Origin of the sequence: Marinithermofilum abyssi (genome assembly GCF_014641195.1) — a bacterium.
GTDB classification, from domain to species: Bacteria; Bacillota; Bacilli; order Thermoactinomycetales; family DSM-45169; genus Marinithermofilum; species Marinithermofilum abyssi.
On record NZ_BMHQ01000008.1, the window covers coordinates 122,872 to 146,656 of the forward strand.

Below are 23,785 nucleotides of genomic sequence, written 5' to 3' on the forward strand. Positions count from 1 at the left end.
CCTTGACCTCCTCTCAAAATACCACTTTCATCATTTTACCACAGCCGGTAAACGGTCACAACTTAACTTTCCCCGTTGTAGACGTGTTCTTTTAGCACACCGATATAAGGGAGATTGCGGTATTTTTCGGCATAGTCCAGTCCATATCCCACCACGAACTCGTTCGGTACGGTAAACCCGCAGTAATCCGGTTTCAGTCCGGTAGTGCGGCGAGTCGGTTTATCCAGCATCGTGACCACTTTGACTGAAGCAGCATTCCGTTGACGGAGGAGATCCAAAAGATAGCTCAACGTCAACCCGCTGTCGATGATGTCTTCCACCACCAGCACGTGGCGCCCTTCAACGGAAGTATCCAGATCCTTCACAATCCGCACCACGCCGGAAGATTCCGTGGAAGCACCATAGCTGGATACAGCCATGAAATCCATTTCCAAGGGGATATCCATCGCACGGACCAGATCCGCCATAAAGGGAAATGCACCCTTCAGCACACAGATGCACAGCGGGTTTAAATCTTGATAATCCTCTTTGAGCTGTTTCCCCAGTTCGCTGACTTTCTGCTGAACTTCTTCTTCCGATATTAATACGTCTTTGATGTCGTCGTGCATAAGTACCTCCCGATCCGTATGTATCGTCTGTCCATCTAAATCAACTCTATCGACATGCAGTAACGTGCAACTTCGAAACGAGCCTCAGTATCGTTGGTAAACGTTATCCTTCCAGCAGGCAGAAGCCCTTCTTCTTCTAAGCCACGGACTTTGCCAACAGCCATCCACAGACTCGGCGAAAGTCGGGTAAAACCAACTGTCGCTCCTACGGCAAATCCTCTTCCCAAACCAACACGAGAGTATTCCGGGTCTGTTTCGTTACAGGCGCCCAATCGGAGCGAACCACTCCCGGAATCCAGATAATCTCGTCTCCATGCAAGACCAAAGGGATCCGATCCCTTAATCGACGGTGCACTTTGGCATCCACTAGTATATCTTTTACCTTTTTGGTACCGTTCAATCCCATCGGCCGCATGCGGTCTCCGGGGCGGCGGCTGCGAACCCGCAGGGAGTGTTGCAATCGATCCGCGTCAAAGACAGCCGTTTTTCCCGCTTCCTTTAGCGGAAATGCATTTCCCTCTTTCAGGCGAATCGTCAACCGACCGTTGAAAAAAGGCAAATCCACACTGCCCGGCACTGGCAGGGGAGGCGATATGTATGAAATCTGACGCTCGCCTTTGGTTCCCGTCTTGCGGCTGAGCCACAACCGCTGATACTCACGTACCGCCGTCACCCGACCCGGCAGATCCACCTGAATGGAAGGATGGTCACTCCTAGCAGCCTCCAACACCCGTTCCACAGCGTCCATCGTTATTTCACTCGTTCTATCTTGCACAAGACAATTTAATATTAGTTTAATCACCCTTCTTTGTAAAGCAACATCCAGTTCCAGCAAGGGTCTTACCAACAATACGCAACTTTCGTCATCCCGCCGCTCCACTACTTGCTTCATGACCCTTGCCACCTGTTTCCTCCACCACTGTTCTTCATCGGCAGCCAGCCGGCTGTGAGTGAGTATCGCTTCTTTAAATCGGGGATTGATCCTTTCCAGACGAGGGATAATCTCCCATCTTAGCCGGTTGCGGGTATAGGCGGTGTCCAGGTTGCTCTCATCCTGCCTGGGCTGGAGTCGGTGTTCTTCGCAATAGGCTTCGATTTGCTCACGGAACACCTGCAACAGCGGCCGGATAATGGTGATTCCTTTCCACAAACGGCAAAAGGGGATACCGGTCATCCCCGAAACACCGGTTCCCCGAATCAGCCGCATCAGCACAGTCTCCACTTGATCATCCGCGTGGTGAGCCAGCGCGAGGGTATCTGCTCCCCATTTTTGCGCCGCCCGGTAAAAAGCGTCATAGCGAAGCTCACGTGCTACCGCCTGTTTGTTGCCTCCTTCGGCTCGCATCCGGGAGCGCACATTCACCGCTTCCACCTCGCAAGGGATCCCCCATTCCCCGCAGCGGGCCTTTACATAGCGTGCATCTTCCCGGCTTGCCTCCCCTCGCAAACCATGGTCGACGTGAACAGCGGCCAACTGCCAATCATGCCGGGGAGCCAGTCGGTGAAGTACATGAAGAAGCGCCATCGAATCCGGTCCCCCGGAAACGCCAACCAACACCGTACTGCCATCCGGCAGCCAGCCGTGTTCCCTTATGGTTTGTGCGACCACTTCCGTCAGCATCGGCTTATCCTCCCGTAAATAGGAAACGGAGTCCAGGGTTACGGAAACACCCGGGGTGCCTCCCGGGTGTCTTTACACGTATCCAACCTCTTCTCTCTTTCTAAGGATATTGTATCCGGTTCGGTTTTCCGAATCAACGCTTCCCGTCACCTGTCACAATCCAGCCACACGCGGCCGTTCCACCCGAGTAACCCCCGGAATTCGGATGGTGGCCCACTCCGGTACGTGCTGTTCTACCTTCGCCACCACTACGGTCATGTCATCACTGATTTCCCCGCCGTGATACCGAATCACCCGTTCCAGCAGACAATCCGCAAATCCTTGGGGATCTTTCGTCTGGATGTCGGCGATCAGCCGTTTCATGCTTGCCTCTTTGTTTTTGTGACGCGGCGCATCATAGATGCCGTCCGTCACCATCACCAGCAAGTCTCCCGGCTCCAACTGCATGTCCACCGCATCCACATCGATATCCTGCAAAATCCCCGCCGGCGGATTGCCCGCAGACACCATTAGCACTTCATCCCCCCGTTTGATGAAGCCCGGTGTCGATCCGATTTTCAAAAAGCGGGACGCTGCCGAATTCAGATCGATCATCGCCAAATCGATGGTGGCGAACATCTCGTCCGTCGTACGCAGGCTTAAAATCGAGTTAATCGTTTGGACCGCTTTTTGCTCGTTCATCCCCGCTTGCAACAACTGCCGCAACAGTTGCAACGCAGCACTGCTTTCCCGCTGGGCCCGGTCCCCGTTCCCCATGCCGTCGCTGATAGCGACCGCATATTTTCCGGTACCCAGATTCATGTAGCAATAACTGTCCCCCGATAACCACTGCCCGCCTTTGGCTGCTCCCGCCACGCCGGTCTTTATCTCAAACCGCTGTGCAGAGCCCAGAGACACCACTGCGCCTGATGATCGTCCCTGTACCGCTTTGCGATGGACGGCTATAGGCTCGCCGACGATCTCCGTCAACAAGGGAGCGACCAGCTTCTGACACTCATCCAAGGCATCTGCATGAGGCATGGTGACCTCTATCTCCACTTTGCCCTCTTCCAAGTTGAGAACATCCACCCGCTGGATGGACAGCCCCAAATCCTCCAGCGCCTGATGGATCTGACCCTCTTGGGTGGTCATCACCTGGGTTTCGTGGCGAATCTCTTCCGCCAAGTCCGCCATCACATCGGAAACCCCCTCCAATTGTTCGGAAACCAGCCTTTTCGTCTCTTTCAGTCGCTCCCGCCATACCAGATCCTGCTCATACGTAGCATACCCTTCTTGTACCAGTCCCATCACTTTATCCGCCCGGATGCAGTGATCCTCCCAGGATTTCGGCGGACGTACCGGCTTGCCTCCTTCCATTTCCACCAACGCCATCAGGTCGGTTATGCCATTGTAGGAAGCCACAAAGTTTTTCTCCCAGCATTGTTGGTACAAGTGACACGATTTACAGGAGTTTTCGATCACCTCACCGATAAAGTGGTTCATATGCCCTTCGTCATGTTGCCGTGTTCGGGTGGTATCTTCCCGAAAGCTTTTTGCCAATTCACTGAACAGCTCCGTAAACTGTTCCACTTTGGCCGCCGTGATGTCCCGCAGACGGCGGGCGTATTCCTGCTGAGCGGTTTCATTTTCCGAAGTCCCCGGAATAAAGCGTCCTATCGCTTTAAACAGCGCCCCCGGTGTCAAGAGGAAGAGAAGTATCGCCGCCACCGACTCCCGCAGGGAAATCCAGACATCCATCGTCCCTCCTTGGTACAGAGACAAAATGGACGTTCCCAATATAAAGCCGATAGCAACGCCCCACCGTTTCCCTTCCCGAAACAGTCCCGCCAACAACCCTGCAAATGCCAGCAAGCTGATTTGCTCCATCGCCCCGGTGTCTGACAGACTCAGGATCATGCCGGTTACCACCCCGACCGAAGTCCCCAGCATTCCGCCGCCTGCTAACGCCAACACCATAATCAGATAGCGGGAAACGACATGGACCACCGACATGTCATCCAATGTCCAGCCCAATGTGCCCGTTACCACGGACCCCATCAGGATGACCAGACAGATGATTTCCTCATGCCGCAGGGAGAATTGCTTTCGCTTCACAGTAAAGAGCGGCAGGGACTGAACAAAGATGAACGTGAGGATAAAGCTGAGTACCACGTTCACACCGGCCATCATCCCCTGGTATGGCGTAAATCCTTCCAACCCGATCTGGGCGAGGTGGACCCCTGCGGTGGTGGTCAGCACGACAAAAGGGGCAAAATTGAGCTGTCCTTTTCCCAGCCACTGAAATACCTTCTGTACTACCAACAAAAACAGCAACGTAGCGGTGATCATTCCGGCATGGGTTACATCTCTCGTTGCCGCCCCCATGATCAACATCGCCATTACCCCCGGCCAGTGCCTGCGGGTCAGATGCAGGGCCACCGCCAGATACGCCGCGGCAAAAGGGGAGACAGTATCCAAAATCATCGCCCGTCCCAGTAGAAACCCCATCACCGCTACCGGGATGTTCCACGTATTGAGCATTCGATGAAGCAGTCGCCGCTGATACGAACCATCAGGGATCATCTTTTGAAAAGGACGTGTCAATCGCTCACCCATTCTTGCCAACCGCATTTGCATACCATCCACCCCTCGCTTGTCCTATATGTGGGGTTCATTATATCCGGGATGCAACAGGAAAGTTTGTCGCAATTGCTGTTCGCTGCTAAAAAATTTTCCGACAATTTAAGGCCGTCTTTATAGCGGAAAATCTACTATAAGTAAAAACTCGGGAACCAATCAAAAACCAGAACACACTTTCCCTCCAATTTGTCGTCTGCACGAGCCGAAATGGTGTAATCCGGTGTCGACTCGCCACAGATTCATGTCCTTTCCGACAAAACTTCCCAACAGATGGCATGCGAAATTGGAACAAAACAAAAAACACCTCCGTAAGGAGGTGTCGTTTTGTATTATTTTCGCTTGTTGCTCCCGTCGGAAAGCGGAAACATCCGGGCTTCGTGAATGTATTTAGGGATAAAGGAGCGCTCGGTTTGCATCCGGATCATCTTGTGCAGGGTTTTCAGCGAATGTACCTGCTGGCGCTTTTTCAACTGCCCTTTTTCGATCGCCACGGCAAATTCGTCTACATCGATCAGATGATACCGCCCATCGGGGTAAACAATCATATCCAGCAGTAGATCCACCATCACATAGCGCATCCGTCCCGTTTGACGCATCTCCATCACATCGCAGTAGTAATACATAAATTCTCCGGAACGATGAAACACTTTAGAAATGGTATACCCCTTTTTGACAAAGTAATAGGTCAAAAAGATCCGTTTGCCGTCCGGATTGGGATATTGGGTCGCAAAACAGTGCCGGCCGCGCCAATCCCTCACCTTTTCGGTGTAGGTTTTATTGATTGTCGTAAACTTGATCTTCTTGATCGTAACATCCACAGTACCACTCCCAGAGGTGCTGCGCACATCTTGAAATACCAGCCGGACCGTCATCTTCCTCTGACATTCTAGGATACCCCGTTGCGGATGGAACCAACCCGACCGCCCAAAATAAATTTTGGTCAAAGAAAAAAGGCGATATCCGGGTCCCTTTTGGATAAGGGCCGTAACCTCGCCTTCCCTGTGTGGTAGCGGCGGAGGGCCTCGAACCCCCGACCTTACGGGTATGAACCGTACGCTCTAGCCAGCTGAGCTACGCCGCCATATAGAGAGGGGAAGAGGGTTTCGTCGGAATGCTGCTTCCGCCGTATCCCCACCCCTGAATTTCCTTTTGGTTGCGGGAGCAGGACTCGAACCTGCGACCTTCGGGTTATGAGCCCGACGAGCTACCAACTGCTCCACCCCGCGTCAGTCACGAAAATTATTATACATAGGAATTCGTGACTGTGTCAAGGGATTTTTGCGAGGATTTTTTACCATCACAGATTTTTGGGCGGGTATATCAGATACTGCTGACGTAACTGCTGAAATTCCTTCAATTCCTCTTGCCAGCCCGCTTCGATTTCCGGTGCAGGAACCCCTTCGTCGATCTTTTTCCGGATACGATCCGAACCGGTCAGCTTGTCGATCCAGTAGGTACTGCCGTCTTTGCGCCACGCAAACTCCTCCGGATACAGCTTTTTAACTTCCTGAACAATGGTCATTCCTGTTAGAACCGGCTGGAAGGATTCCCGGTCTTCCACATATACTTGTACACCGCCGACTGGTTTCCCTTGGTATTTGGAAAACGTGGGCGTAAAATAGGCTTCGCGGAAGGACACTCCGGGCAGTCCTTTTTTATTCAGTGCTTCTGCCAGTTCCCATCCCTTGATGTAAGGAGCCCCCAACAGCTCAAAGGGCCGGGTCGTTCCTCTTCCTTCCGACAGGTTGGTCCCTTCGATCATGCCGGTTCCCGGATACACAACCGCTGTATCCACCGTCGGCATATTGGGAGACGGCAACACCCAGGGCAGTCCGGTATCTTCATAACTCTTCTCCCGTGTCCACCCGTTCATGGGAATGACGCGCAAGTCCGCTTTTTGGGAGAGGAATTCTTCATTAAAGAGCCGGGCCAGTTCTCCTACTGTCATTCCGTGCCGCTGGGGAATCGGATAGAGTCCGACAAAGGAGCTGTACTCCGGTTGGAGTACCGGCCCCTCCACTTGCGTCCCCCCGATCGGGTTGGGCCGATCCAGCACGACGAAAGGTTTCTTTACCTGGGCAGCCGCTTCCATGGCGTACGCCATGGTGTAGATGTAGGTATAATAGCGTGTCCCTACATCCTGAATGTCAAATACTAGTACATCGACCCCGTCAAACAGGGGAACCATTTCCGCCGGTTTTTTTCCATACAGGTTGATAAACGGCAGCCCTGTCCGTGGATCTTCATAGGTTCCCGGTATCTCCCCCGCCTGTTCCGTTCCCCGTACGCCATGCTCCGGACCGTATACTTTCACTACATCAATGCCTTCTGCCAGCATGGCATCCAGACCGTGCCGATAGTCACGGGTGATACCCGTCGGATTGGTGATCAGACCCACCTTTTTCCCTTTCAGCTGTTCGGGATGCTCCAGCAGCACATCCAGGCCGGATTTCACCTTTACTTTGGGGATCGGCCGCGACCCGTCCACGCTGGACGGTCCCACCACCCCAAATACCATCGCCGCGATCAACATGACTCCCCACATGTGTCGCCACCGCACAACTAACCCCTCCTCGCCGGATTCCGGGATTCCCGTTACGATTGTCTGCTTTTTGCATACGGTTCCATCGATTCTTGCCTCTTTCAGGATTCCCTGCTTCCATTTTCGCTTTTCTGAAGATGAATCCTTCCCGCCTTTTTCCATCTATTTATATAGGAAGAAATCGACGCTACAAAATTCCCTTTTCTTTTTGATCAAAAAACCGCTCGGATTTCGAGCGGTTCGTGCTTCACTTAGTTGGGAATGTCAAATACCTCTTCGCCTGGCTTGGAATACCCCATTTTCCGGGCCAATTCTTCCAGGTAATCCTTATCATGCAGCTGCCGGATCTCGTCTTTCAGCTGCTTCTGCTTTTCTTTCAGCGTGATTACCTCCGCTTTTTTCGCGGCCAATGCCGCTTCTTGGCCCTCGATTTGGCCCGACTGGGAATACAGCTCGTTCCCGAACCATACAAAAAACGCCAGCATGAGAAACAGCCACAACCTGCGACGGCGGCGAACACCTGGAAGCAGGGGGCTGCGTTGGGGTTTGGATGCTTTCTCCGGCTGCATCATTTCCGACGGACGGGTCGCTCGGAAGGAGACCACATTGCTCCTTTTATCCATCATGGACCATCATCCTTTTTCTTTCTTTTCATTCACCGATTCGTTAAGGGGAATCCGGGGGATCTCCGGGTGGTTCCTTTTTCCCCCGTAACCATTTTCGCAGTCGAAGCCACAGATTCCAGTATGGCAGCAGCAACGGACGAAGCCGTCCCCATATGCGGTTCATCCAGGGGCGCATCCACCGAAGCAAGGGGGAAGCAAGCCATGCCAGAAACCGTCCGATTCCGCGTAACAGGGCCAGCAGAAGTTCCCACAGTTTGCGGACCACTGTCCATATGGCTGTCAATGGGATCCATAAGGTCACATAAACGATCCTCATCAAAACCCGAAGCAGGGCCTCCACGATTTGGACAACCCATTGGACGACACGGGTGACCCACCGGCTGAACCAGACTTGGTACAGGGCAAACCCAATGACAATCGCGACAAAGATATAAAACCGCAATTCTCCCCAATTGCTCCACATCAACAACCCGAACACCAGACCCGTCGCCACCAGCCAATACAGGAGGTCTACCAGGGAGACGACCCATCCCCGCAGCCGAAACCGGGATTTCAGCACCCGGTAAGTATCCAGAATCACACCCATCAACCAGCCGGACCCGACCATGAGTCCCATGGTCAGCCACTGGGTGTAGAGTGTCACCGGAATAACCTTCCGAATAGACTCTTCGCCTTTTCCATGCGAGGGGTACCATCATCCAGGTAGCTCATTTCATACAGCTCCCCTTCAATGGCGACTCGTCCCTGTTCCAGGTCCAGGTTGCGAATATGCAGGTTCGTCCCCCGAATGCCCAAAAATCCACATTGGGTATTCAGCAAAAATTCTTCACTGTCGAAGCTTTCCACCCCGACGACTCCCGTCACTTCCAATGAATTGCGTCCCGCCATCACCACTTCATGGGTGGTTCCGCTTGTGTAGAATTCCTCCGCCATCGGGCATGTACCTCCTTTTTGATACATGATATGGACGGAGGACAGGGTTTAGAACCGGAAGGACAGGTTACGAACCGGTTGTGTCTGTCTTGATATGCTGTTCCGCCAGAATCGTGTACAAATCACCCGCTTCCGATTTGCGGGTGGTTTCCTGGAGAGAATCCACACGTACTCGGAGGGTCTTGTTGCCGTAGTGAATAGTGATTTCATCCCCCACGGACAGATCGGTTCCCGCCTTGGCCGTCCGACCGTTCACCTCAACCCGGCCTTGGTCGCACACTTCCTTTGCCAATGTGCGCCGTTTTACCAGCCGCGAAACTTTCAAAAACTTGTCCAGTCGCATTACTTGACCGCTTCTTTAAGCCGGCTCCCGGCTTTAAACGCCGGAACAGTAGATTCGGGGATCTCGATTTTGTCCCCTGTTTGCGGGTTGCGCCCGCTGCGGCTGGAACGTTTGCGGGTTTCAAAGGTGCCGAAACCGATCAGTTGTACTTTTTCTCCGGAACCCAAGGCGTTGGTCACTTCATCCAAGAAGCCGTTTACTACTTTTTCCACATCTTTTTTTGTCAACCCACTGTTGCTGGAAATGCGATCAATAAGGTCCTGTTTGTTCATGGGACATCCTCCTTTTACTCGTTGTGTGGGATATACATTCTTGGTGGAACAGCAAAATCCTGCTTGTTCAAGCAACAATTCCTTTCGAATTCATTGGATTGGACGGCGTGGATATATCGTTCATCGACCGCTGTTTGGCAGGAGCTAGTCAGCTGTATCTCATCCCTCTCCCTGTTCTTCCTCTTTCGCCTCGTCCCACCACCGATCCAGCTCTTCCAGCGAGCAGTCTTGAAGGCTCCGGCCGGCAGCCTGCGCTTTAGCCTCCACCTGGTGAAAGCGCCGGACAAATTTTCGGCAGGCGGAAAGGAGGGCTTGTTCGGGATCCACTCGAAAGTGGCGTGCCAATGCCACAACGGAAAAGAGAAGATCCCCCAATTCCTCCTCCCGTTGTTCTTCCGGCGCTTTCAGAAGCTCGTCCAGTTCCTCCAGCAACTTCTGCCGGACACCTTCTGGATCTTCCCAGTCAAATCCTACTTTGGCCGCTTTTTTCTGCAGCTTGACAGCCCGCAGCATAGCGGGGAATTCGGAAGGGACCCCGTCCAACACGAAAGTGGGGACAGCCGCTTCCTTTTCCTGCGCCTTGATGGCGTCCCAGTTCTGTTTTACCTCTTCCGCGGTTTCCGCCTGAGCCTCCCCGAAAACATGGGGATGCCGCCGGATCATTTTTTCGGAGAGGTTGGCAATCACATCCCGGATGTCAAAGGTGCCCTCTTCTGATGCGATTTGGGCATGAAGGAGCACTTGAAGAAGCACATCCCCCAGCTCATCGGCCATCGCATCGACATCTTCTTCCGCCACCGCCTCCAAAAACTCGTAGGATTCCTCCAGTAAATAGGGGCGCAAGCTCTCATGGGTCTGCTTCCGATCCCAGGGGCAGCCGTCCGGAGCACGCAGCCGGGCAATAATCCCCTTCAGCGTGTCAAACCGGCGGTTGAACACTTGTTCATCCGTTGACGGCGGGATATAGACCATCGTCAGGTTATCAAATAGATCCTCCCGATCCAGCTCATACAGCGGCAACACCCGGATCCGCTCCCGATCGGCCACTCCCAGGGCAGAAGCGACGGTGACCGGCGTATCATCCGGAAAAACTTCCATCAGGGAAAGCTTCAGTTCGGAAGCGACCATCCGATCATACACTTGGGTGATCATCACATGCAACCGGGGGTCGATCCGGTCAGGGTCCAAATCCGTTGCATCGAGCAAGGAGAATCCCTCCACGGGATCTACCTGCAACCGGGCAAAGGCGGCATCCAAAAAGCTGCCTCCGCCCCGGATATCCACAGCCACATTCTCCTCTTTTCCCTTCTGCAGCAACAGTTGGACTGTTCTCTCCGCCACCAACGGATGCCCCGGAACGGCGTACAATATATCTTTGCCCTCCCGGCCCTCTTGGAGCAATCGATCGACGATTGCATCGTAGACGGAGGGGAAATCTGTTTTCTCTTCATAAACCGCATCAAAAGAAGAAAAGGGAATTCCCTTCTGACGCAACCACTCGACCACGGGATGCTTTTCCGTACGTAAACGGATATTGGCGGACTCCGTTAACAACCGAAAACTGCCCAGAGGCAAACTTTCTTCATCCCCCGGCCCCAATCCGATCACCGTGATTTTCCCGCGCAATGCGCTCCCTCCTTTATTTCGGCAACAGCCGGAATCGATCCAGCATCCGGATCATTTTTTCTTTTCCTTTGGGTAGCTGCTCCACATCGGAACGGATCAGCACCCGCAAACGGAACAACGCAGTCAAATACGCCAGCGCACCCGTCATAACGGAAGCAAGAGCAACTACCGCCATTTCCAGGCGCAGCGGCCAATCCCCCGTCAATAGGAGGTGAAGCCCTTTGACAGTCAGCCATACGATTCCGCTCATGAACAGCGTGGCCAATATCAAGGATGGCCCCTTCCCGCGCAACCCAAACAAGTAGCCCGTCTCTTCCCGCAGCACCCGTAAGTTCAACCAGGCTGCCACCGCATAACCGGCTACCGTTGCCAGCGCCGCTCCACGAATATCCCACAGGGGAATCCACCACTGGTTCAACAGCAGTTTTACCACCACGCCGATCAACAGGTTGCGCGCAGGAAGGACCACCCGCCCAAACCCTTGCAATATCCCGCCGGAGGTCATTCCCATGGTGGAAAATAACGAAGTAAAGGCCAAAATCGCCAGGGCATCGGAACCGTCGCTATCTTCAAACAGCATCACATTGGTCGGCTCAGCAATGATGGCCAGCCCCACCGATGCCGGAACCCCGATCAACAAGGTGAGTCGCAACGCCAAACCCGCCCGCTCCCGGGCCGTCCGCTCATCCCCCCGGATTTTGGCGTCAGCAATCGCCGGTACGATGGAGAGCGCGAGGGCCGTCGCAAAAAAGGAAGCAAACTGAATCAGGGGTTGTCCACGGTCAAACACCCCTTTGGCATCAATCGCCTGATCTACACTCCAGCCTCCTGCGGTCAGCAAATTGGCGATGGTGAAGGAATCTACCAACGAAAACAGCGGCATCACCAGCGATCCCAAACAGATCGGAATGGCCAGCATCATCAGTTGGTGAATGATTCCCGTTACAGACTCCTCTACTCCTCTGGCATCGGAGGAAGCCGTTCCGATCTGTCGCTCTAAACCCAGGTTTTTTCGCCAATAATAGATCAAAACAGCCAAAGCACCCAATGCTCCGGTAAAAGCACCGAATACCGCTCCAGCACCAGCGTAAACCACTCCTGCTCCATTCTCCATGAACCACCAGGATAACAGAAGAATGGTAGCCACGCGGATGATTTGTTCCACCACTTGAGAAACAGCCGTGGGCGTCATGTTTTGATACCCTTGAAAGTACCCCCGGATGGCAGACAGCACAGGTACGATCAAAAGGGCAAAGGACACGGACTGAATCGGCATGGTCAGCATTTCCCGACTGCCCATCCATTCCGCAATCCGGCTAGCTCCCATATACAATAAGATAAAAAAGATAAGACCCGTCACTGTCAAGAGTACGGCCGTAATCCGGAACACCCTGCGGGCCCCGCCGGGATCCCCCGCCGCCAAACGTTCCGAGACCAGCTTGGAAATGGCGATGGGAAAGCCGGCTGTGGCCAAAATCAGCAGGGTGCTGTACAGGGGATATACTTGCTGATAGACGAACATCCCTTCATTGCCCGTGATGTTTTGATAGGGAACGCGGTAGACCGCACCGAGAATCTTTGTGAACAAAGTGGCAATCCCGAGAATCGCCGCTCCCTTCACAAAGGACTGTTTCGCTTGCGTCATGATTTTCCCCTTTCCTACACACTCACTTCGTCCCTACCTGACAATCTTACCGCACTTCATAACACAGAAAAAGCAGGCATTTCACCTGCTTCTCCTCCTGTTATTGCTCCATTTGTTTGCCGAGAAATGAAGCGGCCGTTCCGGCCAGTTTGGTTTCCAGGTCACCCATGCGTGTTCCTTCTTCCTTGCTGAGAAGAATCACGGCCCCGATGGGATCCCCTCCCGCAATGATGGGAACGATGACGTATGATTCATAAGACTCCGCCAGACCCTGAATGATCTCAGCCCGGGTCGGAGATGTTTCGGTATGGGTGCGGCGTTGGTCCATGCATGTTTCCACCACGCTTCCAATCGGCTTGTCCAGATAATCTTTCTTGGAAGCACCGGCTACGGCAATGACCGTGTCCCGATCACAAATCAACGTAACGTGTTGCAGGTTTTCAAACAGGGATTCCGCATATTCTTTGGCGAAATCCCCCAATTCCCCGATGGGGGAATACTTTTTTAAAATCACTTCGCCGTCACGGTCCACAAAGATTTCCAGCGGATCCCCTTCACGAATGCGCAGCGTGCGGCGTATTTCCTTCGGGATGACCACCCGGCCGAGATCATCGATTCGCCGAACGATTCCAGTCGCTTTCATTAATCGTGATGCCTCGCTTTCTTCGATGAGTTTTCCTTATCAGGCCATTTTTGGTTTCTGCTGCGGGTTACGCCCATAGTATTCATCCGCTTCCAGATTATTATGCGAAAGGCGAGGGGTAAAAAAAGAGCCCCCCTCAGGGAGCTCTCAGCTTGATGACAAACCTCTTGGTTCGCTTACTTTTTCGTATCGTTCGGGATGTTCAATTTTTTCACTTTGACTTCTTTCTTAATGAAATCTTGGTACATTCCCTGGATCTTTTGCCCTTTGATCTGTTCTTTTACTTTATCAAAGGGTTCTTTGCCCCGTTCTTTCACTTGAATGATATGGTAGCCGAACTGGGATTTGACCGGTTCGCCGATCTTGTCGATGGGCTGGGTCTTTGCCGCTTTGGAGAACTCCGGCACCCATTCTTTCGGATTGCCTTCCATTTCCCCGCCTTGGGCTTTGGAACCGGGGTCATCCGAGTATTTCTCAGCCAGCTCGGAGAACTTTTCTCCCTTGTCCAGCTTGGCTTTTACTTCTTCCGCCAGTTTCTTGGCTTCTTTGTCCGAACGCTTTTTCTTCCCTTGCGGTTCCGTCGCAATCAGGATGTGATTCAGCTTGATCTTTTCAAAGGCGTCGGATTTGTCGTATTCCTTTTTCAGGTCTTCTTCCTTGATTTTGGACTCAAAGTAGTCCGTGATTTTGTTGTTGTTTTCCAGGAAATGATGCAGTTGCCCTTTGGTGATGCCGTTTTCTTTCAGCACGGCATTCATGTCTTTCTTCTTCTCCTTGCCTTGGGCCGGCATCTGCTTCAGATTGTTTTCAAATTCCTTCAGGGCCTTGTCCGCTTCTTTGGTATATTTTTTGTCGTCCTTTACTTTCTGGACGATCAATTTTTCCGCGATAAATTGTTTTACGATCTCTTTCTTCGCTTCCGGATTGTTGATCACCATCGCTATTTGCGGCTGGAGGAACCGGAAAATGTTCAGGTAAAGGTTGAGTTCCCCTTCGGTCACTTTGCCGCCGTTGTATTCCGCAATCACTTTTTTGCTGGTTGTATCCAACGGCTTGCCCATTTCGCCCATGGGGTTATTATTGGATGCTGGTTTAGCGTCTTCCTTCTGGCCACAGGCGGTTACGATCATCGACAGAGCTAACAGCGCGCTTAACACCATAATAAAGCGCTTTTTAGTTTGCTGCATTTTTGAATGCTCCTTTCCTTTTGGGAACCGCTTCATATTGTACCAAAAACCGTTCCACCATTTCCAGTCCGTCCGCCACCGGCAATCCTTTCACTTTGAAGATAATCCCGATCCGCTGACCGGAGGAAAGGCGCACACGACCGGGGAACTGCTGAACAATCCGGAACAACTCCTGTCCATCCACTTCCTGATTTTGGTCTTCGTGCAGTTTGAGATGGATCTCTTGTCCCTTTTGCTTTATTTCCTCTATCTTATAACGAATGGCGTAGGCACGTAAACGGGCTACCCGCAGAAGATTTTGCACCGGTTGTGGCAAATCCCCGAAGCGGTCTTCGATCTCCTCTTCCAAATCCCGCGCTTCCTCCAGGGTGCGCACGGCACGGATCTTTTTGTAAATCTCGATCTTCTGTTTCTCGTCCCCGATATACTCGCTGGGCAGATAGGCATCCGCCTCCAACTCGATCTCCGGTTCGAAAGGCTGCTCTTTTTTCTGAGTTCCCTGTTGTTCGGCGATGGCTTCCTTCAGCATTTGGGTATACAAATCAAAGCCGACGGAGGCGATATGGCCATGCTGCTCCGCTCCCAACAGGTTTCCTGCCCCCCGGATGGAGAGATCCCGCATCGCAATCTTAAATCCGGAACCGAGTTCGGTAAATTCCTTGATCGCTTGCAGACGCTTCTCTGCGGTCTCGGACAACACCTTGTCCCGCTGGTAGGTGAAATAGGCATAGGCGATCCGGTTGGACCGACCCACCCGTCCCCGCAGCTGATACAGCTGGGAAAGCCCCATCTTGTCCGCGTCGTAGATGATCAGGGTATTCACATTGGGGATGTCCACCCCGGTTTCGATGATCGTGGTGCTGACAAGGACATCGTACTCCCCATCGAGAAAGTCGAGCATCACCCGCTCCAGCTCCGTTTCCGGCATTTGCCCGTGCGCCACGGCAACTCGGGCATCCGGAACCAGCATCCGGATCTGCTCGGCCATTTGATCGATGTTGTGCACTTGATTATACAGGAAGTACACTTGACCACCGCGGGCCAGTTCCCGTTCCACTGCTTCCCGGACCAAAGCGCCGGAGTACTCTACTACATAGGTTTGAACCGGGAACCGGTTTTCCGGCGGAGTTTCGATGACGGAGAGATCTCGTACGCCCATCATCGACATATGGAGCGTCCGGGGGATCGGCGTTGCCGTCAAGGTGAGCACGTCGATGTTATGCTTCAGCTGCTTGATCTTCTCCTTGTGTTTTACCCCGAAACGCTGCTCCTCGTCCACGATCAACAATCCCAGGTCCTTAAACTGCACATCTTTGGACAACAACCGATGGGTTCCGATCACGATATCCACGGTGCCGTTCTTCAAACCCTCCATCGTTGCCTTTTGCTCCTTGCGGGAACGGAACCGGCTCAATACCCGGATTTCCACCGGAAAATCGGAAAAACGCTCCCGGAATGTCTCATAATGCTGCTGGGCCAGAATGGTGGTGGGCACCAACACGGCCACCTGTTTGCCGTCCATGGTGGCTTTGAAAGCAGCGCGAATCGCCACTTCCGTCTTGCCGTACCCCACATCCCCGCACAACAGGCGGTCCATGGGTTGCTCGCTCTCCATATCCTTTTTGATCTCTTCAATGGACCGCAGCTGGTCCGGGGTTTCTTCATAGGGGAACATCGACTCAAACTCCCGCTGGTACGGTGTGTCCTTGGAGAAACTGTAGCCTTTGGCTGCCTGCCGCTGGGCATACAGCTTGATCAGGTCAGAGGCGATGTCTTCCACCGAGGAGCGCACTTTGTTTTTTACTTTACTCCATTCGCTGCCCCCCAGGCTGTACACTTTGGGGGTCCGCTCCTCGCCGCCCACATACTTCTGAACCTGATCGATCTGTTCGATCGGCACATACAGCTTGTCGTTGCCGGCATATTGCACCAGCAAGTAATCCTTGTGCAGCCCGCCTACATTGAGTGTCTCAATCCCGGCATAGCGGCCGATACCGTGGTTGACGTGAACCACATAGTCCCCCACTTTGAGCTCTTGGTAATCCTTGATCTTTTCCGCGTGATCCAGCTTGACGCTGCGCCGGGTGCGACGCTGCTTCTGTGTGAAAACCTCGCCTTCCGTCACCACCGCCAGCTTGGCACCGCCCATCTCGAATCCTCCGGACAAGGCACCCACCCGGATGACGGGCCGGTTGGCTTCTACCTTTTCACCAGGATCCCGGGCCACTTCCATGCCGTAGTCCGCCAATACCCGTTCCAAACGTTCCGCACGTCCCTCTGTGCTGGCGGTGAAAATCACCCGGAATTTGGACTTTGACCAACGCTCCCACTCGGTTTTTAGCACATGCATCTGGCCGTGGAACTGCTGCATACCCCGGCACATGAACTGGACAACATTATGCGGCTGGATGCCCGCCACCTGCCGCATAAACAGGGATAAATACACACGGGGAAACTGTTTCCGATCCATCAGGTCCTGATAGGACAGCGAAATGGAAAGTTGCGGCAAAAACTCCCCCTGTTGCAAGAGGGCCGTCTGCATTTCGCCTTCTTCCCGTTCCATCTGGCGGGCCGTCTCCTGGATTCGCGCCGGTTCGTCCATGATACAAACGGTTCGTGCCGGCATATAGTCCAATAAGCTTTCATATTGTGGATGAATCAAGGAAATGTATTTATAAATGCCAGTAAACAGCTGCGCGGATTTGAGCTGCTCAATCTCCCAGTTGATTTTTTCCGTCAATCGTTTCTTGGTTTCCGGGTCTTTCACTTTGTCCAGACGTTCCTGCAAAAGATTGGCTGCTTCATCTCCCGCCCGATACAACTCATCCGGACTGGCAAACAGTTCCCGCGCCGGAGGGAGCTCCACTTCCATCCACTTGTCTTTGGATCGCTGATCAGCCACAGAAAAAGGACGGATGGAATCTACTTCGTCATCAAACCATTCAATCCGAACCGGATCCGGGAAAGTAACCGGATACACATCCAAGATTCCGCCGCGGATGCTGAACTCCCCTGGCTTTTCCACCATATCCACCCGTTCGTATCCAACATGAACCAGATGTTCCACCAACGGATCGATGGGATGCTCCTCCCCTACCTTTAGGGTGACATGACTCTCCAAAATCACCCGATGAGGCGGAAACAGCTTCCGCAGCCCGGCAAAGGGCACGACAAAAACTCCCGAAAACCCTTTGGAGAGGCGGGAGAGTACCTCGATTCGTTCACTCAATGTTTCATGCCCGTCCAGGGCGATCTCAGTTGCCACTAACTCATTGGCGGGATACAGCAGCACTTGATCCTTGGGAAGCAGCTCATACAAATCTTCCGCCGCTTTTTGCGCCTGGTTGAGATTGTGGGTAACGAGAAGCACCGGGCGTCCTGTTTCCTGATACAAGGAAGCCACGTACAACATCCGTGCGGCTCCGGTCAAACCCGCCACCATCTGCTCTTGAATCCGGGCATCGAGAGCGTCGATAGTAGCGGTGAAATCTTTGTCTTGACGAAACAACTCAATCAGCGTCTCCAAGGCCATCCTCCTTCCGCGGGTTCAGTGATTTGCCCATACAAAAAGAGACCTCAGCTGGGGACAGCCAAGGCCGTTTTCGCTTTTATCCCCGGCAAACCCTTCATTGAAAGGGATTTTTAAGCAACAACAAGTCCGGGTTCTTCTCCAGCATGTCCTGACACGTCTCGCAAACTACACGGACATGTGTGTCACCATTCATATCATACGATATTATATCTTTCCGCTCCTCTGGGGTCAACCAGTGAAACCCCAACCGCATCTCGTTGACGGATTCGTCGATCTTTCCTACTGTTGACCGACAGTAACGACAGGTGTATGTTACAGTCATGGTATGCCTCCAGGTGTCCTGATATTCTCTAACAGTATCGACGAGGATCTGTAAATCCATCCAGTGGATTTTTGGTTACCCTAGGGTTAGGTTTTATTTAAGGGGCAACCCTTGTCTCCATCACATAGAATGGAAACAAAACCGGAGGAATTGCGTTAATCCATAGACTGGAACCTACACTTACCTTTTACTGACAACGAAGTAACAGAGGAGGCACCTTTTTCTTGAAAATCGGATATCGAACAATAAAAACAGCCGTCGGAGCCGGTCTGTCCATCGGGATCGCCCAAGCTTTGGATCTTCAGTTCTACGCTTCGGCGGGCATTTTAACGATTTTATGTATCAAAAAAACACAAAAACGCTCCCTGGAAAACGCCTGGGAGCGGTTCTTGGCCTGTCTGATCGGCATGTTGTTTGCAGCGGTTACCTTTGAAATCCTGGGGTATTACCCTTGGTCGATGACGCTGCTCATCTTGGCCCTCATCCCGACCATTATTTACGCCAAAGCAACCCAAGGAGTGATCACCAGTTCCGTGATCATCCTTCACATATACACGCTGCACCATGTAAATCTTTCCATCATCCTGAACGAACTGGCACTGATGATCATCGGCGTGGGTATCGCCTTGGTAATGAATTTGTATATGCCCAATAAAGAGCGCGATCTGCTGGAATATCAGAGCCGGATTGAAGAAAACCTGAAGCGCATTCTGCTTGAGTTTGCCCACTATCTGCGGGACGGGGAGTCCTCATGGTCCGGAAAGGAGATTACGGAGACGGCTTATCTTTTGAAGAAAGCCAAGACGCTGGCACTGCAGGAGATCGAAAACCACATGTTTTATGAGGAGGATTATTATTACCGATACTTTAAAATGCGGGAAAAGCAGTTTGACGTGATCAGGCAAATTATGCGCATTGTATCGGGAATGGACCATCCGTGCGAGCAAGGGGAGGCCATCGCTCAATTCCTCGAAGAGTTAAGCGAAGGGGTTCATCCCGGCAACACCGCATCCAAATATCTGAAGGCGCTGGATGAACTGCGGGAACGCTTTAAAGACACCCCGCTCCCCCAAAATCGGCAGGAATTTGAAAACCGGGCGGCCCTGCTACATTTTATCAATGAACTGGAACAGTATCTGCTAATCAAGCGACGGTTTGATCCCAAAGTCAAATCGGATAACCGGACGTTCAGCCGCCGCTTCTCCGGACAAAAGTAAAAAAACCTCCACTCTGGAGGCTTTTTTACTTCCGGTTGAACTCATTCATCACTTCAAGAAATGGTGTATCGATCCAGGCGTCCACTGCGTCTGCCGCCCGGTTCACCGCTTCCATGATCTTCGGTTCTTCATCCGGCGCAAAACGGGATAGCACATAATCAGGAATCGGTATCGGTTTGTCCGGGCGTCCGATTCCGATTTTGATCCGTTTGAAGTTTTGCGTACCAAGGTGACTGATAAGGGATTTCACCCCATTGTGCCCGCCGGAGCTGCCTTTTAAGCGAAGGCGAAGGTAACCGGGCGGCAGATCCAGATCATCATAAATCACCACGATCTCTTCTACGGAAGCTTTCAACCAGTCCATTGCCGGTCGTACGGCTTCCCCGGAAAGATTCATATAGGTTTCCGGTTTCATCAGGAAGACCTTTTCCCCCCGTACACGTCCTTCCCCCACCAGGGACTTCCACTTCTCCTTTTGCACCTCGATCCCCCACTTGGCACTGAGGCGATCAATGACCCAGAAACCGACATTGTGCCGGGTGGACGCGTATTTGATCCCCGGATTACCCAAACCAACGATCAGCTTCATCACTTTAAATCTCCTTTTTGATGATGGCACTTCCATTGTATATGTACACAAAAAAGGCGCAACCCCGTTGTTGCGCCCCGTCAAAGTAGGGGAAGAGGTTACTCTTCCTTCCCTTCCCCTTCCGCCCGCTCTGGCTCCTTGTTTTCCTCCGCTTCAGCCGCTGCTTCATCCAAAGCTTCCGCCTCTTTTTCCTGGCCCATCTGCGGGGGCAGCACAGAGGCCACCACTTCTTCCGGGTCAGAGAGAAGCTCCACGCCTTCCGGCAGCTTCACGTCACGCAGCAGGACGGAGTCCCCGATTTTCAACTCGCTGATATCCACAGTCAGCGCGTCCGGAATATTGGTCGGCAGACAGCGAATCTCCACAGTACGAAGCTGTTGCTGCAGGATACCGCCCTCTTTAACGCCTACCGGTTCGCCATTTAGCTCAACCACCGTTTCGGTGTCTACCGGTTCGTTCATGTTAATCTCATACAAGTCCACGTGCAGGATCAAATCTTTGACCGGGTCCTTCTGCAATTCTTTGACCATCACGTGCTTCGTTTTTCCGTCGGGAAATTTCAAGTTGATCACAGCGGAGGTTCCCTCTTGCTGCAAAAAACGGAGGAACTGGCTGTAATCCAAGTGCAAAAGTTCGTTCTCCGTTTTCTTTCCGTAAAGGACCGCGGGGATCCTTCCTTCGCGGCGCAAGCGGGTCAGGATCGACCGAGGCCGGTTTTCACGTTTTTGTGCTTCGACCGTATATGCCATCCTTCAATTGCCTCCTTGAAAAAAGTACCCTTTACCAAGTTCACTGCTGTTTTAGACAAACAGTGCGTTTTCAGTCAAGATACCCTTTCTTGAGACAATTTAAACCCTCTGTGCTTCAATCAAACAGCTTGCTGACGGACAACTCTTCATGAACACGGATGATGGCTTCACCGATCAACGGAGCAACGGACAAAATTTTGATTTTGTCCAGCTGTTTCTCTTCGCCCAGTGGAATCGTGTTGGTTACGACCATTTCTTTGATTTTGGACTCTTTAATTCGTTGGATCGCAGGACCGGAAAAGACGGGGTGCGTGCAACAGGCGTAAACTTCTTTGGCGCCGTAGTCCAGAAGAGCGTTGGCCGCCAAGGTAATAGTACCAGCCGTATCGATGATATCGTCAATAATAATGGCACGCCGCCCTTTTACATCCCCGATGATGTTCATCACTTCCGCCACATTGGGTTCCGGCCGGCGCTTGTCAATAATCGCAATCGGCGACTCCAACCGCTCTGCCAGTTTCCGGGCGCGGATCACACCGCCATGGTCCGGAGAAACCACGACGACATCATCCAGATTTTTCTTTTTGAAGTACTCGCCCAAAATGGGTACACCCAAGAGGTGATCCACCGGAATGTCAAAGAACCCCTGAATCTGTTGCGCATGCAGATCCATGGTAATCACTCGATCCGTACCGGCGGTTTCGATCAAGTTGGCCACCAGTTTGGACGTGATCGGATCCCGGGCACGGGTTTTCCGGTCCTGACGTGCATAGCCGTAATAGGGTATGACTACATTGATGGTCCGAGCCGAAGCCCGTTTCAACGCATCCACCATCACCAACAGTTCCATCAGATGCTGATTCACCGGGTGGCAAGTAGACTGAATCACATAGACATCGGACCCGCGAACACTTTCATTCAGCTTGACATGGATTTCCCCGTCGCTGAATTTACCAACTTCAGCATCTCCCAGAGGAACGCCGATATGGTCAGCAATGGCTTTGGCCAATTCCGGATTGGAATTGCAGCTAAAAACGTGCAGACGCGTCTGTCTTACAGTAGACATTTCTTCTCCAACCCTCCAACATTATTTCACTGGGCTAATCATTATTTGGAAAGTCTATCTTTCAGTTTCTTCGCGTAGTCTTCCTTGTTGGTTTGGCGCTCCCGCGCAATGGCCAACGCTTCTTCGGGCACATCATCCGTCACTGTGGAACCGGCCGCCACATAGGCCCCTTTTCCGACACGGACAGGAGCCACCAGATTTACGTTACAGCCTACAAAGGCCCCGTCTTCCACGGTGGTACGGTGTTTGTTGATGCCGTCGTAGTTTACGGTGATGGCACCGCAGCTGAAGTTGACACCCTTCCCGATATCCGCATCCCCTGCATAACTCAGGTGAGGCACCTTGCTTCCTTCGCCGAGCCGGGTGTTTTTCAACTCTGCGAAAGCTCCCACTTTGGACTTCTCACCCATGTGTGTCCCCGGACGAATATAGCTGAAGGGACCGACCGTCGCTTCCGCCAAAATCTCGCTGCCTTTCAAAAAGGAGTGGCTGATGCTGGTTCCGTCCCCCACGGCAATATCCGTCAAGTCGGCATGGGGACCCACCGTGCAGTCTTCACCGATCTGCGTTTTCCCGCGAAGGAAAGTGCCAGGATGAATCACCGTATCCGGCCCGATCACCACTTCGGCATCGATGTAGGTGTTGTCCGGATCGATAATGGTGACCCCGTTCATCATGTGTTTCAGCAAAATCCGCTTGCGCATCTGCTTTTCCGCTTCCGCCAATTGGACACGGTTGTTGACGCCTAGCGCTTCACCCGCATCTTGAATAGGACGGGCACTCACTCGTTCTCCCTCTTCATTCAGGATACCGATCACATCCGGCAAATAATACTCTCCTTGCGCGTTATCATTCCCCACTTTGGTAAGGGCTTGCCACAGCTTGCGGTTGTCAAAACAAAAGGTGCCGGTGTTCACTTCCTTTACCTTTCGTTCTTCCTCCGAAGCGTCCTTGTGTTCGACAATCCGGTCTACGCTGTGGTCTTCATTGCGGATAATACGTCCATAACCAGCAGGATCCTCAAACACGGCCGTTAAGATGGTGGCAGCCGCCTGAGTCTCCCGGTGGTGTTTTACCAGGTCTTCCATGGTTTCCGGTGTAAACAACGGATGATCCCCGTTTAAGACGAGGGTAATCCCCTCTTGATCCGCGAGGATCGACTCCGCCTGCATCACCGCATGGGCAGTGCCCAGTTGATTCTCCTGAATGGCGTAACGGGCCCGATCACCCACATATTCTTGTACAGCTTCGGCGTTGTGACCCACCACCAATACGGATTCCTTGACCCCCAGTTCGGACAGCATGTCCAAAATGTGGTCAATCATCGGTTTTCCGCAAACCGGGTGAAGCACTTTGTGTTTTTTGGATTTCATCCGGGTTCCTTTTCCTGCAGCCAAAACGACGGCATACAAATTTTCCATGTGTGAGAAGCACCCCCGCAATTCCTTGCAAAAAACTCCACATCCGACTATATCCCAAAGCCTTTTGGAATGCAACAATCCCAGGAATTCTGCCGTTTCCAAAATGATTTATCCCAGGGGAATTTTGGATCGGATAAAACGACAGGGATCCCAAAAACGGGACCCCTGTCGTCATGTGATTTGCTGCGATTTGTGCTTTGTGCCAAACGGCTTGTACGAGTGGA

General features: G+C 52.5%; 21 protein-coding genes and 2 tRNA genes. 1 reads left to right on the forward strand and 22 read right to left on the reverse strand.

Annotated features, from left to right (window positions below; all coding sequences use genetic code 11):
• Positions 1 to 62: 62 nt before the first annotated feature.
• The 18 genes from hpt to IEW70_RS12270 form a co-directional block, all read right to left on the reverse strand.
• The gene (hpt, locus tag IEW70_RS12185) at positions 63 to 608 is read right to left on the reverse strand and encodes a hypoxanthine phosphoribosyltransferase (RefSeq protein ID WP_188648199.1); all 546 of its coding nucleotides are present in this window, start codon (positions 606 to 608) and stop codon (positions 63 to 65) included.
• Positions 609 to 813: 205 nt separating this feature from the next.
• Positions 814 to 2,229, reverse strand: coding sequence for a tRNA lysidine(34) synthetase TilS (gene tilS, locus IEW70_RS12190; protein ID WP_188648200.1), 1,416 nt, complete (start codon positions 2,227 to 2,229; stop codon positions 814 to 816).
• Between the two features lie 153 nt (positions 2,230 to 2,382).
• A complete protein-coding gene (gene spoIIE, locus IEW70_RS12195) occupies positions 2,383 to 4,845 on the reverse strand; it encodes a stage II sporulation protein E (RefSeq protein ID WP_188648201.1) in 2,463 nt (820 codons plus the stop codon).
• Between the two features lie 332 nt (positions 4,846 to 5,177).
• On the reverse strand, positions 5,178 to 5,666 hold the full coding sequence (locus tag IEW70_RS12200) for a ribonuclease FAU-1 family protein (protein ID WP_188648202.1): 489 nt from the start codon (positions 5,664 to 5,666) through the stop codon (positions 5,178 to 5,180).
• 186 nt (positions 5,667 to 5,852) lie between these two features.
• A tRNA-Met gene (locus tag IEW70_RS12205) sits at positions 5,853 to 5,929 on the reverse strand.
• A gap of 69 nt (positions 5,930 to 5,998) precedes the next feature.
• A tRNA-Met gene (locus IEW70_RS12210) sits at positions 5,999 to 6,074 on the reverse strand.
• A gap of 71 nt (positions 6,075 to 6,145) precedes the next feature.
• Positions 6,146 to 7,393: an exo-beta-N-acetylmuramidase NamZ family protein gene (locus tag IEW70_RS12215; protein ID WP_188648247.1), complete on the reverse strand. Its 1,248-nt coding sequence runs from the start codon at positions 7,391 to 7,393 to the stop codon at positions 6,146 to 6,148.
• A 248-nt stretch (positions 7,394 to 7,641) separates the two neighbouring features.
• Positions 7,642 to 8,016 carry an FtsB family cell division protein gene (locus tag IEW70_RS12220; protein WP_188648203.1) on the reverse strand — a complete coding sequence of 125 codons (375 nt, stop codon included), beginning with the start codon at positions 8,014 to 8,016 and terminating at the stop codon, positions 7,642 to 7,644.
• 40 nt (positions 8,017 to 8,056) lie between these two features.
• Positions 8,057 to 8,659, reverse strand: coding sequence for a spore cortex biosynthesis protein YabQ (gene yabQ / locus IEW70_RS12225; RefSeq protein ID WP_188648204.1), 603 nt, complete (start codon positions 8,657 to 8,659; stop codon positions 8,057 to 8,059).
• Positions 8,656 to 8,949: a sporulation protein YabP gene (gene yabP / locus IEW70_RS12230; RefSeq protein WP_188648205.1), complete on the reverse strand. Its 294-nt coding sequence runs from the start codon at positions 8,947 to 8,949 to the stop codon at positions 8,656 to 8,658. Before yabP ends, yabQ begins: the two co-directional genes overlap by 4 nt.
• A 67-nt stretch (positions 8,950 to 9,016) precedes the next feature.
• A complete protein-coding gene (locus IEW70_RS12235) occupies positions 9,017 to 9,292 on the reverse strand; it encodes an RNA-binding S4 domain-containing protein (RefSeq protein WP_188648206.1) in 276 nt (91 codons plus the stop codon).
• Positions 9,292 to 9,564 (reverse strand): HU family DNA-binding protein, encoded by a 273-nt coding sequence (locus IEW70_RS12240; protein ID WP_188648207.1) that lies wholly within the window; start codon positions 9,562 to 9,564, stop codon positions 9,292 to 9,294. Before IEW70_RS12240 ends, IEW70_RS12235 begins: the two co-directional genes overlap by 1 nt.
• A gap of 159 nt (positions 9,565 to 9,723) precedes the next feature.
• Entirely contained in the window at positions 9,724 to 11,190 is a 1,467-nt protein-coding gene (gene yabN, locus IEW70_RS12245; RefSeq protein ID WP_188648208.1) for a bifunctional methyltransferase/pyrophosphohydrolase YabN, read from the reverse strand.
• Between the two features lie 13 nt (positions 11,191 to 11,203).
• Positions 11,204 to 12,835: a putative polysaccharide biosynthesis protein gene (locus IEW70_RS12250; protein WP_188648209.1), complete on the reverse strand. Its 1,632-nt coding sequence runs from the start codon at positions 12,833 to 12,835 to the stop codon at positions 11,204 to 11,206.
• 100 nt (positions 12,836 to 12,935) lie between these two features.
• Positions 12,936 to 13,478, reverse strand: coding sequence for a stage V sporulation protein T (gene spoVT / locus IEW70_RS12255; RefSeq protein ID WP_188648210.1), 543 nt, complete (start codon positions 13,476 to 13,478; stop codon positions 12,936 to 12,938).
• Between the two features lie 176 nt (positions 13,479 to 13,654).
• Positions 13,655 to 14,665, reverse strand: a complete 1,011-nt coding sequence (locus IEW70_RS12260; RefSeq protein WP_188648211.1) for a peptidylprolyl isomerase — start codon at positions 14,663 to 14,665, stop codon at positions 13,655 to 13,657.
• Positions 14,652 to 18,191 carry a transcription-repair coupling factor gene (mfd, locus tag IEW70_RS12265; protein ID WP_188648212.1) on the reverse strand — a complete coding sequence of 1,180 codons (3,540 nt, stop codon included), beginning with the start codon at positions 18,189 to 18,191 and terminating at the stop codon, positions 14,652 to 14,654. Before mfd ends, IEW70_RS12260 begins: the two co-directional genes overlap by 14 nt.
• Before the next feature lie 100 nt (positions 18,192 to 18,291).
• Positions 18,292 to 18,579, reverse strand: a complete 288-nt coding sequence (locus IEW70_RS12270; protein WP_373285962.1) for an anti-sigma-F factor Fin — start codon at positions 18,577 to 18,579, stop codon at positions 18,292 to 18,294.
• 164 nt (positions 18,580 to 18,743) lie between these two features.
• On the opposite strand from IEW70_RS12270, the gene IEW70_RS12275 reads away from it, so the two are divergent.
• Positions 18,744 to 19,736, forward strand: coding sequence for an aromatic acid exporter family protein (locus tag IEW70_RS12275; protein ID WP_188648214.1), 993 nt, complete (start codon positions 18,744 to 18,746; stop codon positions 19,734 to 19,736).
• Positions 19,737 to 19,761: 25 nt separating this feature from the next.
• On the opposite strand, the gene pth is transcribed toward IEW70_RS12275, so the two are convergent.
• The 4 genes from pth to glmU form a co-directional block, all read right to left on the reverse strand.
• Complete coding sequence (gene pth, locus IEW70_RS12280) at positions 19,762 to 20,325, reverse strand: aminoacyl-tRNA hydrolase (protein WP_188648215.1); 564 nt, start codon at positions 20,323 to 20,325, stop codon at positions 19,762 to 19,764.
• A gap of 98 nt (positions 20,326 to 20,423) precedes the next feature.
• Positions 20,424 to 21,074, reverse strand: a complete 651-nt coding sequence (locus tag IEW70_RS12285; RefSeq protein WP_188648216.1) for a 50S ribosomal protein L25/general stress protein Ctc — start codon at positions 21,072 to 21,074, stop codon at positions 20,424 to 20,426.
• Positions 21,075 to 21,189: 115 nt separating this feature from the next.
• The gene (locus tag IEW70_RS12290) at positions 21,190 to 22,140 is read right to left on the reverse strand and encodes a ribose-phosphate diphosphokinase (protein WP_188648217.1); all 951 of its coding nucleotides are present in this window, start codon (positions 22,138 to 22,140) and stop codon (positions 21,190 to 21,192) included.
• Between the two features lie 41 nt (positions 22,141 to 22,181).
• Positions 22,182 to 23,561 (reverse strand): bifunctional UDP-N-acetylglucosamine diphosphorylase/glucosamine-1-phosphate N-acetyltransferase GlmU, encoded by a 1,380-nt coding sequence (glmU, locus tag IEW70_RS12295; protein WP_188648218.1) that lies wholly within the window; start codon positions 23,559 to 23,561, stop codon positions 22,182 to 22,184.
• Positions 23,562 to 23,785 lie beyond the last annotated feature (224 nt).